The sequence below is a fragment of the Pontibacillus chungwhensis genome (assembly GCF_030166655.1).
GTDB lineage: Bacteria > Bacillota > Bacilli > Bacillales > BH030062 > Pontibacillus.
The window spans coordinates 56,289-69,314 of sequence record NZ_CP126446.1 but is presented as its reverse complement, the minus strand read 5'-3'; the positions used below and the strand labels follow the sequence as shown (position 1 = coordinate 69,314).

At 41.2% G+C, this 13,026-nt stretch carries 14 protein-coding genes; all 14 read right to left on the bottom strand.

Going from position 1 to position 13,026, the window contains the following annotated elements:
- Positions 1-21: 21 nt before the first annotated feature.
- Positions 22-582 carry an aminoacyl-tRNA hydrolase gene (gene pth, locus QNI29_RS00355; RefSeq protein ID WP_231419878.1) on the bottom strand — a complete coding sequence of 187 codons (561 nt, stop codon included), beginning with the start codon at positions 580-582 and terminating at the stop codon, positions 22-24.
- A gap of 175 nt (positions 583-757) precedes the next feature.
- Entirely contained in the window at positions 758-1,411 is a 654-nt protein-coding gene (locus tag QNI29_RS00350; protein WP_231419877.1) for a 50S ribosomal protein L25/general stress protein Ctc, read from the bottom strand.
- 92 nt (positions 1,412-1,503) lie between these two features.
- Positions 1,504-2,460, bottom strand: a complete 957-nt coding sequence (locus QNI29_RS00345) for a ribose-phosphate diphosphokinase (RefSeq protein ID WP_231419876.1) — start codon at positions 2,458-2,460, stop codon at positions 1,504-1,506.
- A gap of 15 nt (positions 2,461-2,475) precedes the next feature.
- A complete protein-coding gene (glmU, locus tag QNI29_RS00340) occupies positions 2,476-3,855 on the bottom strand; it encodes a bifunctional UDP-N-acetylglucosamine diphosphorylase/glucosamine-1-phosphate N-acetyltransferase GlmU (RefSeq protein WP_231419875.1) in 1,380 nt (459 codons plus the stop codon).
- 236 nt (positions 3,856-4,091) lie between these two features.
- Positions 4,092-4,388 (bottom strand): septation regulator SpoVG, encoded by a 297-nt coding sequence (gene spoVG / locus QNI29_RS00335; protein ID WP_036787219.1) that lies wholly within the window; start codon positions 4,386-4,388, stop codon positions 4,092-4,094.
- A gap of 251 nt (positions 4,389-4,639) precedes the next feature.
- Positions 4,640-5,455: a pur operon repressor gene (gene purR / locus QNI29_RS00330; RefSeq protein WP_231419874.1), complete on the bottom strand. Its 816-nt coding sequence runs from the start codon at positions 5,453-5,455 to the stop codon at positions 4,640-4,642.
- 54 nt (positions 5,456-5,509) lie between these two features.
- On the bottom strand, positions 5,510-6,379 hold the full coding sequence (ispE, locus tag QNI29_RS00325) for a 4-(cytidine 5'-diphospho)-2-C-methyl-D-erythritol kinase (RefSeq protein WP_231419873.1): 870 nt from the start codon (positions 6,377-6,379) through the stop codon (positions 5,510-5,512).
- Between the two features lie 790 nt (positions 6,380-7,169).
- Positions 7,170-7,349 carry a small, acid-soluble spore protein, alpha/beta type gene (locus QNI29_RS00320; RefSeq protein ID WP_231419872.1) on the bottom strand — a complete coding sequence of 60 codons (180 nt, stop codon included), beginning with the start codon at positions 7,347-7,349 and terminating at the stop codon, positions 7,170-7,172.
- Positions 7,350-7,526: 177 nt separating this feature from the next.
- Positions 7,527-7,793, bottom strand: a complete 267-nt coding sequence (veg, locus tag QNI29_RS00315) for a biofilm formation stimulator Veg (protein ID WP_036787229.1) — start codon at positions 7,791-7,793, stop codon at positions 7,527-7,529.
- 284 nt (positions 7,794-8,077) lie between these two features.
- Positions 8,078-8,980, bottom strand: coding sequence for a sporulation peptidase YabG (yabG, locus tag QNI29_RS00310; RefSeq protein ID WP_231419871.1), 903 nt, complete (start codon positions 8,978-8,980; stop codon positions 8,078-8,080).
- Between the two features lie 63 nt (positions 8,981-9,043).
- The gene (gene rsmA, locus QNI29_RS00305) at positions 9,044-9,922 is read right to left on the bottom strand and encodes a 16S rRNA (adenine(1518)-N(6)/adenine(1519)-N(6))-dimethyltransferase RsmA (RefSeq protein WP_231419870.1); all 879 of its coding nucleotides are present in this window, start codon (positions 9,920-9,922) and stop codon (positions 9,044-9,046) included.
- Entirely contained in the window at positions 9,919-10,476 is a 558-nt protein-coding gene (gene rnmV, locus QNI29_RS00300; RefSeq protein ID WP_231419869.1) for a ribonuclease M5, read from the bottom strand. Before rnmV ends, rsmA begins: the two co-directional genes overlap by 4 nt.
- A gap of 291 nt (positions 10,477-10,767) precedes the next feature.
- Positions 10,768-11,946, bottom strand: a complete 1,179-nt coding sequence (locus QNI29_RS00295; protein ID WP_231419868.1) for a G5 and 3D domain-containing protein — start codon at positions 11,944-11,946, stop codon at positions 10,768-10,770.
- Positions 11,947-12,155: 209 nt separating this feature from the next.
- Positions 12,156-12,926 (bottom strand): TatD family hydrolase, encoded by a 771-nt coding sequence (locus QNI29_RS00290; protein WP_231419867.1) that lies wholly within the window; start codon positions 12,924-12,926, stop codon positions 12,156-12,158.
- Positions 12,927-13,026 lie beyond the last annotated feature (100 nt).

The window sequence follows — 13,026 nt, the reverse complement described above, 5'->3', positions numbered from 1 at the left end:
CGCTTCTCTACTCTACTCATTTTACTTGTTAAATTCATTCATAACTTCTAAAAAGCCTTTTTCCATCCAAGCTTCACACGCATCTGCAGCCTTTTGAACACTTTCTTTCGCTGCCGTAGCATCTTCCCCTTGAAACTTCCCTAACACATAGTCAGGTACAGGCATCGGACCACTAGGACGTCCAATTCCAAGTCTTATGCGCGGGAATTCCTTCGTACCTAGGTGATCGATGGTTGAACGGATTCCGTTATGGCCCCCGTGTCCACCCTTTTGACGCAAACGAACCTTTCCTGGAGGTAAATCCAAATCATCATAGATCACAACGATATCCTCCGGAGCTAAATCGTAATAGTCCATCAACGGGCGAATAGACTCTCCAGATAAGTTCATATACGTCAGTGGCTTTAAAAGAATAACCTTTTCTCCACCTAGACGTTCTACAGTATGCTGTCCTTTATATTTCTCTTTATCTAATTTCCAATTATGGCGACGTAATAGCTCATCAATTACCATAAATCCAATATTGTGGCGCGTATCTTCAAATTTAGGGCCTGGATTCCCTAGACCAATAATACATTTCATGTAATCACTCTCTTCTTTATCTAGTTGAAAAGTCTTCTGCTCTCTTTATTATAAGCGAAAAAGAAGAGTTCAAAGCGTTGTTCTTTTAATTCTTCAATTCTGCTACTGAATCCTTCTTTACGTGTAAAAAGAGACGTAACCTTTTGGGTTACGCCTCATATCCAACCGAAGAATATTAAGCTTCTTCGCTCTCTTCCGCTTCATCATCATCTTTTTGATTAATGACTTCTGGTTCTACATCTCCATCCTGAGTTTCGCCTGGTTCGACAACTTCTTCAGTTTGAGGAGGTAAGATGGTCACAATTGTTGTGGTCTCATCCTGAGTAATTTCGTAGTTATTTCCAGCTTTCACATCACTCACAAGAAGACTATCCCCAACTTCTAGATTTGTAACATCTAGTTTGATCTCTTCAGGGATTTCGTTTGGCTTAGCACGAACGGAAAGTTCATGAAGTGGCTGAGAAAGAATCCCACCATCTTTCGTCCCTTGTGCTTCTCCTTCTAAGTGAATTGCTACTTCTACATCAATTTCCTGACTCATATCAACCATATAGAAATCGGCATGATATAACTCATTACGAATCGGTTCAATCTGATAATCATGTAACATTACGTCTACGGGTTTCTTACCTTCTATATCAAGGGAAATAATTGCGTTCTTCCCTTCATCACGTACTGTCATTAATAATTCTAAGCTGTTTACCGATACCGCAATTGGTTCTTTGTCTTTTCCATAAACAACTGCTGGAACCAGTCCGGACTTACGAAGCTCATTTTTAGTTGAACGTTTGAAATCTTCTCTCGTATTCGCTTTAACTGTAACTGCCACGTTTATCACCCTCCAAAGAATTATAAAGCTTCTAATGATTTATAATTCCCTTTTACAGAGGGTGTAAACCTGATTTTCAGAAAAAAGGTAAATTAATCAAATAATACGCTGATTGATTTACGCTCGTGAACACGTGTAATAGCTTCGCTAATTAGCTCTCCTACAGAAAGCTCTGTAATTTTATCGATACGTTTTTCATCTTTAAGAGGAATCGTATTTGTTACGACAAGCTCTTTAATCTTAGAGTTGTCAATACGCTCAATTGCCGGTCCAGATAGAACAGGGTGAGTACAACAAGCATAGACTTCTTTTGCCCCATTTTCGATAAGAGCATTGGCTGCAAGTGTAATCGTTCCCGCTGTATCAATAATATCATCAATCAGGATCGCTGTTTTTCCTTCAATATTACCGACAATATTCATAACTTCGGCTACGTTCGGACGAGGACGACGCTTATCAATAATCGCAATTGGTGCTTTCAGGCGATCAGCCATTTTACGGGCACGTGTAACGCCACCGTGGTCAGGCGAAACAATAACCACATCATCGAAATTCTTCTCTTCAAAGTAATCAGAAAGAAGTGGAACACCTACAAGGTGGTCGATTGGTACATCGAAGAATCCTTGAATTTGAGGTGCGTGTAAATCTAACATAATGACGCGGCTTGCACCAGCTGTTTGAAGAAGGTTCGCGACAAGCTTAGACGTAATTGGCTCACGAGAGCGTGCTTTACGGTCTTGACGTGCGTAACCATAGTACGGCATTACAATGTTAATGGAACGAGCAGAAGCACGCTTCAATGCATCAATCATAATAAGTAATTCCATAATGTGTTGGTTTACTGGCTCTGAAGTTGATTGAATTACATATACGTCACACCCACGTACACTTTCTTCAATGTTAATTTGAACCTCTCCATCACTAAAACTTGTTACCGTACATTTTCCTAATTCTGTACCAATATTCTCTGCAATTTCTTGAGCTAGAGTTGGGTTTGAATTAAGTGAGAACACTTTTAAAGCTGGATCTTTATATTGAGAAGTAGCCATTCGCTAAAACCTCCATTAATCTTTTTTCGCTTGATTTATTTTATCTGCGTACCCGTCTTTATTCGTTTGACGAGAACGAGCAATCGACAACGCACGATCAGGAACATCATCTGTAATCGTTGAGCCTGCAGCTACATATGCACCATGACCAACTGTAACAGGCGCTACTAAGTTGGAGTTACACCCGATAAACGCATCATCTTGTATGGTTGTTAGATGCTTATTCTGGCCATCATAGTTTACGGTAATCGTCCCACAACCAATATTTACTCCGTTTCCTACCTCAGCATCACCAATATAACTTAAGTGAGAAGCCTTACTTCCTTCGCCAAACGAAACTTTCTTCAACTCTACAAAGTTTCCAACTTTAACGTCGTCAGCAAGGGTAGAAGCGGGACGTATGTGAGCGTACGGGCCGATTTTCACACGATTCCCAATGTGACTTTCATGAGCAACACTTTGCTTAATAACCGTAGCTTGTCCAACTGAACAATTCTTAATTTCAGTATGAGGACCAATTTCTGCACCTGTTGCAATTTGTGTGTTTCCTTCAAGAACACACCCAGGATAAATGATAGCATCCTGTTCAATTGTAACATCTAATCCGATATACGTATGATCCGGATCGATCAGAGTAACGCCATTGCGCATGTGACGCTCATTAATTCGACGTTTCATTGCCTTCTCCGCACGTGATAACGCAACGCGGTCGTTTACACCCAATGTTTCTTCAAAGTCTGAAGATTGATAAGCAGCAATCTTTTCCCCTTTGTTCTTAAGGATTTCGATCACATCAGGAAGGTAGTACTCCCCTTGAGCATTATCATTTGAAACATTCTGAAGAGATTCAAAAAGTGCCTCATTATCAAAACAATAGATAGCTGTGTTGATTTCCTGAACTGCTTGTTCTTGTGGAGAAGCATCTTTATGCTCAACTATACGAGCGACATCCCCGTGTTCATCACGAATCACTCGACCATAGCCTGTCGGATCTTCAGCATGAGCTGTCAGAACCGTTACTTTCGCCTGTTCTTGTTCATGATAGTTAAACACTGACTCAAGCGTTTCTGCTGTAAGTAGTGGGGTATCAGCTGCTACTACAAGAGTTGTTCCCTTGTTAGTGCCAAGGATAGGTTCAGCTTGTTGAACCGCATGCCCTGTCCCAAGTTGCTCTTCCTGAACAACAAATTGGCTGTCCGCGCCGATTTGTTCACGCACTTCATCAGCACTACGCCCTACTACTGTTATAACTTCATCTAGTTGAAGAGACGTTAATTGATCCATTACATGTTGCACCATAGGCTTACCGCAAACAGGATGCAATACTTTCGCCAACGACGATTTCATGCGTGTCCCTTGCCCGGCTGCCAATACAACAGCATAGCGATTATTCATGAAGAAACCTCCATCCTTTTTATCCATTACGAATATATCTTAAAACCGCACTATTTTCAACAAAGAAAAGATTATGAGAACGGCTTCACACCTTATAATGCAGGACTTTTAGAGGGTAATCTACCGAGAAGCCCTAATTGATATACAGATATGTAGGATATTTCCTTTATTCACTCATTTCTGACCAAAAAAAGAAGCCTAATCTGTTGATTAGACTCCTGTTGCGTTGTAAAGCATTAGGAAGCTCCAGCTTCTTCATACTCCACTTCTTCTTCAACTTGTCCCGCTCGATGATACTCTTCTAACACAGCGTCTTGAATTTTCCCACGTGTGCCAGAGTTAATTGGATGGGCAATATCACGAAATTCTCCATCTGGAGTACGTTTGCTCGGCATCGCCACAAACAAACCATTGTTGCCATCAATTACTCGAATGTCGTGAACAACAAATTCACCATCCAACGTAATAGAAGCAATTGCTCGCATTCTTCCTTCAGTATTAACGCGTCGTAGTCTCACGTCAGTTACTTCCATTATTTGTCACCACCTTTTTCCATAGGAACTTATTTACCAATATTCAACAAGACTGTTCAAATTCCTTCTTAAATATAAAAAAAATTTAAGTTTTTCTAACAATATCCAAAATCTTAATTCCTTTGTACGATGATTCAGCCCGTTATATCTTCCTTTAGAAAAGGTAATAACTTTTTAAACAATTCTCTAAATGCCTATACGATTTTTTACGTCAAAAAAAGAAGAATGCAATTCAATGCATTCTTCTCTAGTTACGAGTGGAACATAGTTCCTCTGTGTACTTCGATTTTCTTTTCTTTAATGTCTACGTTATTTATTTGAAGGAGTGATACGTAATCTTGCACGACACGTTCCTCATCTTCATCTTCCGCTTCAGCTAAAACACCAATACCTGCTACATTAGCTTCAAATTCTTTCAACAGGCTCTTCATTCCATCAATGGTACCCCCGGCCTTCATAAAATCATCTATGATTAAGACATTAGCCCCTTTTTGGAGACTGCGTTTAGGTAAGACCATTGTCTGGATCTTTCTTGATGACCCTGATACGTAGTTAATGCTGACCGTTGATCCTTCTGTAACTTTAGGATCACGTCTGACAATGACGACCGGAACATTTAAGAATGATGCGACCGCATAAGCTAAAGGAATCCCTTTAGTAGCCACCGTCATAATGACATCCACGTGTTGCTTCGAAAAATGAGTCGCAAAAAGACGTCCGATATTCCGAATCGTTTCCGGGTCCCCTAGCAAATCGCTCATGAACAAGTAACCACCCGGGAGTAGGCGTTCAGGGTCTTCTAATTGCTTTGCCAATAGATCAGCAAAGTGTTCACTATTCTCTTGCGAATTAAACGGAATGAACTTCACACCACCTGCTGCACCTGAAACAGTGTGCAACTCTCCAATCCCTTGCTTTTGAAACATTTGATTAATAATACCTAAATCTTCACTCACAGAAGACTTAGCTGCATCATATGCCTCTGTAAAGAAAGGTAAAGAGACAAGTTGTTGGGGATGCTCCAATAAATAATACGTCATTCCGACCAAACGTTCACTTCTTTTCATTTCTACACCTCAAAAACCGAATATTTTCATTTAATATAACAGTTTTATACGGCTTTAATCAAGAGGGACTCGTCCTCCAAGCATACGTACCACGTAAACTTCATCACAGAAACCTCGTAAACCGTTGTAAATACGCTGAGCTCTTGTTTCATGTTGAACTAAGCCAAATACCGTCGGACCACTTCCGCTCATTAACACAGCATCCGCACCAAATTCATGCATATGTTCTTTAATTTGTTGAACATCACTGTGTAACTGAACGGTGACAGGTTCCAATACATTTCCGATCTTCTCACAAATCTCTTGATAATCTTCTTTCTGAATAGCCTTCACCATCCCTTTGATATCAGGATGTTCCGCTTCCTCTAAATTCAAGTTCTCATAAATCGCTTGAGTCGACACGCCCATCGTCGGCTTCGCCAATACTACCCAGCAAGCCGGCGGTGCAGGAAGTTTTTCGATTCTTTCCCCTCTGCCAGTAGCCCTCGCTGTTCCACCATGAACACAGAAAGACACGTCAGAACCGATTTGAGCTCCGATTGCGGCCAGCTCCTGAACACTTAAATCCAATTCCCACAATCGATTCAGCCCTCTCAGAACCGCGGCAGCATCACTACTTCCCCCAGCAAGCCCAGCAGCTACAGGAATTTGCTTCTCAATATAGATCTCCACACCCTCACGGATGCCAAACTTATCTTTCAACACTTGAGCAGCCTGAAAAGCAAGATTACGGTGATCACTCGGAACAAACCGATTTTCCGAAACAATCAGAATCTCATCAGTTCTCAAAGGGCTTAACTCAATGCGATCAGACAAATCAATTGTCGTCATAATCATATCCACTTCATGATACTGATCCGGACGCTTGTACAACACGTCCAAGGCTAAATTAATCTTAGCCGGCGCCTTCTCCAAAAAACGCATATCATCACCTGCTTCTTCGCATTAATTATGGATAAATTGTATCATAGTTAAACGAAAAGCGCAGGCGACTGTTCAGTGTCGTACGCATAAGCCAGATCTTCGGAAAAGGCGATAGCCTTTGGAGAGGAGCTGGCTTATGACGCTAGACACTAGGAGCCGGAGCTAGACACTACGAAAAGCGCAGGCGGGTTAGAGAGCGGAAGTTCGACTAAGAACGTCACCTCCTGTGACAACGCCGAACGACCCCACATCGTGTGGGGCCGGATAAGCAAACTGCCGGAAGTGGCGATTAGCCACTGCAGGTAGTTTGCTTATCTCGCTAGCCTCTACCCACCGGAGCTGGACATAAACGAAAAGCGCAGGCGACTGTTCAGCCCCGTACGCATAAGCAAGCTAACGGAAGTGGCTGAAGGCCACTGGAGTTAGATTGCTTATGACGCTAGGGGCTAGGAGCCGGAGCTAGACACTACGAAAAGCGCAGGCGACTGTTTAGTGTCGTACGCCCCCCTCGTGCGAGATCGATCTCTAACATTTCCCTTGGTTATTAAGCCGAAAAGGTAACAGACCCCCTTCCTCTGTTACCTTTCAAGAAATAAATACGTTTAAAAGGTCATTGATCCGTTGCATCTGTTACCTTTTACGGGAAAAGACCTTTTAAAAAGTAAGAGATTCTCGTCATCTATGACCTTTTGGGATATGAGAAGCTTTAAAAAGTCACAGAGAATACTCACTGCATGGCAAAAACAAGCGCAATACCCCTTTAAACAAAAAAGGGGCCAAGCCCCTGTCATTAGGACTTGTCCCTCATCATTTGTTCTTGAGCTTTTTGGATAGCCCGTTTGGTGATATTGCCAGCGTCACGCGCCGTAATACCGCCCCAACCATCCTTTTCAACCGTGTCGTAAAAACCTAATTCCTTTGCGATTTCCTCTTTTAACTCATCAGACATGTAGCCTCGACGTTTACCCAAGGAAAACAGCTCCCTTCATTGTGTTAGTACGACACGTTTAGCATATGTATATTCCGATTGTGTAGTCTTAAACAATAATGGGTATTGAAGCAATCTTTACAAAACAATTGATCCCGCTCTGTTAGAACGGGACCCGGCTATGTACCCTAAAGCAAGTAAAAAGCAGTAAACCTAGGTTTACTGCTCCCCTAACATCATTCTGCTCAGATCTTCACCAAAGTTTAGCTCTACTGTTTCAGTAAGTACATCAGCATAGCTATAAGAGACGCGTTCATAAGCATTCTCTTCTTGGTCAAGTTCTACAATGAAAACAGAAGGATACGTTTCAGCTAATACACCACTTCGTTCGATGGTTTTACGTCTACCACCATTAGCTTTCAATGTTAACCGTTTCCCAATTTGCCCATCGAGAGACTGTTTGATTTCTGCTAACGTTTTTGCCACTACACTCCACCTCACTAATTATACTATAACACACGCTTGTCTTTTCAGTCAATAAAACTTTATATTATAGCAGTATGTTATTTTTAATGTCAATGAAATACGGCCTTTTCTTTTTTTCTATTTGTAGTGTTTCTTGGATCTGACAAAATTATGTATGAAAATGGCAACATTCGACTTTTCTCTCCATGCAAGGTCGAATGACTCTTCACAATGGAGTAGACCAGAAGAGAGTAAAGTACCGTCTTTTCAAGGTTTAACATCCTGCCTAAAACAAAAAACACCCATTATGATAATGGGTGTTGAAAAGGATTATTCTCTTCATCTTCAATTTCTTCCTCAGCGTCATAAGGCATACCTGTTCTCATCAATCCTCGTGTATCCACTCCCCCAAGACCTTTTTCACCAGTTAACGTATTACGGATTACATCCCATACATTCACTTTATCCATGAAGGAGGTATAGCTAATTTTCGCCACTATATAAACAGGATCTAACGCATGAATGTTAATACGTGAAGGAGAACTAGCGAAATTAGCTCCTGCACGTATTAAAGATTCAAAATGAGACTGACAGGCACCAGCAAAAATGACAAGCTGATCCAGGTGAGGCACTTTCCTCCGAGCTTCCCTTACCGCTTCTGCAAAATACTTGGAATGGCGATAAGCACGGAGATCATGCTTATTCCCTTTACTTTTAGAATAAGAATCATGGCCTGTAATGACGACCACATCCGGGTTAATCTTATCAATTAAATCTCCAATTTCATGAGCCATTTCTTTTTCACTTAAATGGACCCCATGAACCTGCAAACCTAATTGCTGATATAGATCGATACACTTTTTTAAATACAATCTGTCTCCATCCAGATGAAGAACACGGGATGGAAGCTGGAAATAGGCATTTTGATGCTGGTAACCGCCTGAAGCTTCATAGTCACGCTTTTGACGCATAAGCTGATAATCTTGTCGAAATAATCGATACGAATAATCTTCTTTCTCTTTAGCTTCCCTTTTGCGCCGCTTCAGGTCATCTGTTTGGACCTTTACCAGGTCTGACAGTGGAGCATCTGCTTCAAGACGGATTTCTTCTCCGTACAACAGCACTCGACTTTCTTGAATATCCTGCACACGAAATAATACATCATGCTTGTAGGAGGATCGCGTAACTAAATCTCCTCTGCTAATCATCTTCCTTCCTCCTCACACCAACCGTTCTAAAATAGCCTATGTGAGAATAAAGGAAATGTGCCCCTATAATGCTTCGTAAAACGTGTTTGCGAGTCGAGCAAATTCCTCTATAGATAAGGATTCGCCTCTGCGCTTTTCTTCAATACCGCTTTTCTCTAAATACTCTCTTATTTCATCTTTGCTAAACCGATCCTTAAAATGGCGACTGAGGTTATTCATAATCGTTTTACGACGCTGCCCAAAGGATGCCCGCACGAGATCAAAGAAGAAAGGTTCATTTTTCACATCTACCGGGGGCTCATTTCTCATGGAAAGACGGAGCACAGCTGAACCTACATTTGGTTGAGGCATAAAGACCGTTCTAGGAACATCCATCACAACCTTAGCCTCGGTATAGTATTGAACTGCTATGGAAAGAGAACCGTAAGCTTTGCTGTTCGGAGATGCCGCCATTCGATCTGCCACTTCTTTTTGAATCATTACCGTTATGCTATCAATCGGTAAGCGCTCCATTAACAAATTCATTAGAATAGGTGTCGTAATATAATAAGGCAGGTTGGCCACAACATGGACAGGTTGACCTTCTTTAAAATGATCCTGGATCATTTCTTTTACGTTAGCCTGCAAAATATCCTGATGAATAACAGAGACATTATCATAATCATGAAGTGTATCTTTTAAGATCGGAAGTAAACGCTGGTCAATTTCAAAGGCCAGCACTCGGTCCGCCTTACGTGCCAGTTGCTCTGTTAGGGCTCCTATTCCTGGCCCAATTTCAATTGCGCCACTCTCCGCATTTACCCCTGCATGATTCACAATATTTTCTAATGTGTTGGCATCTATTAAGAAATTTTGCCCTAAACTCTTTTTGAACGAGAATCCGTACTTCTCAAGAATCGCTTTCGTTCGCACGGGTGTTGCTATTGCTTTATAATCACTCATTCTTCTTCCTCCTGCTTCATATCTTCCATCGCAGCTATGAACTCTTCTCTTGTGATCTGGAACATAACCAGGCGTTTATATAACTGTTTTCCATTGGTATAACCAATTTTTAATCGTTTCCCTAACTTTTCCCGTCTTGCTTTCGACCCCTGTCCGCCTAGCAGACCATAATCAACCAAATCGGCTTGTTCAATATCCGTCTCATAGGTCTCTGTTATACTGTATACGTTCTTTAGAGCCTCTTGGATATCTGCTGGTGTAGCATGCTCAACCCCTACGCCTTTGGAGTGTTTCGCTAGTGCTTGCTCTTTAGGTAAAAATGCGTGTTTACAACCTGGTACAGCCTCGGAAACTATGCTACGTATTCTCTCCCCCGGGGAATCAGGATCTGTAAAAATAATCACGCCTCTTTTTTCCTGGGCGTGGCAAATCTTTGTAATGGTTTCCTTGTTTACAGCTGAACCATTTGTTTCGATGGTATCCGCGTCTACAGCACGCTTGATATTCACCGTATCATCTCTTCCTTCAACTACAATTACCTCTTTAATAATCATTGTATCCTCCCGCTTAGGTATCTTGTTTAGTTATAACACGTCCATCCTTCAAAATAAAACACTATCTGTTTGTCCTTCGGTCTATTCAGACAAAATGATTCACGTGAAACAATTTTTAGAATACTTTAATTTTTTTGTTCGACAACAGGAGATTAGAGTGTAAAACTGCATATAATATGGGTACATACGTAATAAATATTTCATTATAACTAGAAGTTGAATTTTAATAATCCCTACACTCATCTAACTTCGTTTCTAAACGAAAAAAAGCAGAGGTATGAAACCCCTGCTCTACTTTCCATATACTTTTACCTGAACATTTCTGCGACCAAAGCTATTTGCAGCACTTTTACTAGACATAAATAAATCAATGCGATTTCCTTTAATTGCTGAGCCCTGGTCTCCTGCAATAGCATACCCATAACCTTCAACCCATACTTTAGATCCTAATGGGATAACATTCGGATCTACAGCGATGACTTTTTGATTTGGATTTGCACGCAGATTAATCCCTGTTGATGTTACACCACTACACCCGGCACAGTAGGCCGTGTAAGCTGTTGCATGCATGTATAATGTCTTTTGAACGCCCGATGAACTGTTACTACGAGAAATTTGAGGTTGGGATGACTGAACTTGCTGCACCTTCGTACCAATGGCAACAATCTTATCCTTACTGTCCTTTTTACTTTCTTCTTTCACAAGTTTACGGTCCACTTCTTCGCCATTTTCTAACGTGACTTCATATTGCTTTACAACTTGGCCCTCTTCACCGTTTTGAACAACTTTCTCTTTACCCTTTGCCAAGGATTTGTCGTTACGTTTTACGACAGCATAATCCACCGTTTCTTCAACAACATCTGTTACCTTCTCAACACGAGTAATCGTCACTTCATTTTGATCTTTAGATAATGAAGCGGACTCTTTTTGTTTTAAACGATCCAGTTCGTTAAGAGAGATAGCCTGTTGTTTCAAGAAATCATTTACGGTGTTAGCCGTTGTCCATATTTCAGAAGTTTCACCGCCATCATTTAAAGCGACCTTAAATGCCTTTTGAACTTGAATTTCCATTCCATCTTTCAGAGAAGATGCTTGTTCGTGGGACACTTTGTCACGCTCTTTAATAGAGATGCCTTCTGCTTTGAATAGCTGTTGTACTGTATCGGCTGTAGTGTAGTATTGTTGAGTGTTACCATCTACTTTCACAGTGATCTGTTTAGCAGATTGATAGTCTATATTCATTCCTGAAGTAATTGTATCGTTAAGATTGTGTGATAATGCATCATGTGGTTCTACTTTTATTCCTTGGTCGTTTAACAGGTCTTCCACCGTACCAGCATGAGTACGCACGGTTTTTGTTTCTTTATTCGTGCTTAATTGTACTTCTGCCTTGGTAGTTTCAAACCCTAAGCTCCCAAGTAAGGCAAAAAACATAAGGGCACTTGCGACCAACGCGATTATTTTTTTCACGCTTCTGCCTCCTTTTTTCTACGCAGTGTATTATATCCACCGCACCAACATCTGTCAAATGATTAACGGCAGAAATGGAAAAAGGACCCATTCAATCACCTTGGCTCCTTTTACTATACCTGCTCCCTTTTCAAAAAGAAACGGAAAAATCGCGACAGATGTGTACATAACCTGCCATGATTTTCCCGTTATTCTAGTACGTGTACATTTTATTGGTCAAGTTTAAAGAGTTTAAAGGCATTTCTTGTCGTAGTTTGTCCAACTTCTTCGAGCGAAATTCCTTTTAATTCGGCTACCTGCTCTGCCACAAGTTTCACGTATGCCGGCTCATTCCGCGTTCCGCGGTTTGGATGAGGAGCTAGGAAAGGACAATCTGTTTCTACAAGTAAATGATCTAAATCAATAGCTTCTGCCACTTCTTTTGGCTTTTTAGCATTCTTAAAGGTCACCGGACCTCCTAAGGAAATGTAGAAGTTCATTTCTATACACTCCTTGGCAATCTCTACTGAACCGCTATAGCAATGCATAATGCCACCTACTTCTTCAGCCTTTTCCTCTTTTAGAAGATCCACAATATCCTGTGTGGCTTCACGGTTATGAATAATAATAGGCATTTGCACTTTCTTAGCAAGTTGAATTTGCTTTTTGAACACTTCCTTTTGGACATCTGCAGGTGATTTGTCCCAGTGATAGTCCAAGCCCATCTCTCCGATAGCAACTACTTTAGGATGTGCTGCTAGCTCTTCAATCCACTCTAAATCCGAATCTTCCATATCAATGGCATCCACTGGATGCCACCCCACGGCGGCATAAATATTCTCGTGAGATTCTGCGATCTCTATAGCTAATGGAATCGTTTCCCGGTCAAACCCAACGACAACCATATACTCAACGCCTGCCTCATGAGCACGCTTAATGACTTCTTCTCGGTCTTCTTCAAATTGTCTTGCATTCAAATGTACGTGTGTATCAAACAGCATGTCACTGACTCCTTTATCGATCGTTTAGTTGTATTGTAACACCAGTCTATAAGTGTTCAAAATGATCACGCTCCCTCCCTATTGTTAACCAATAGAAAGA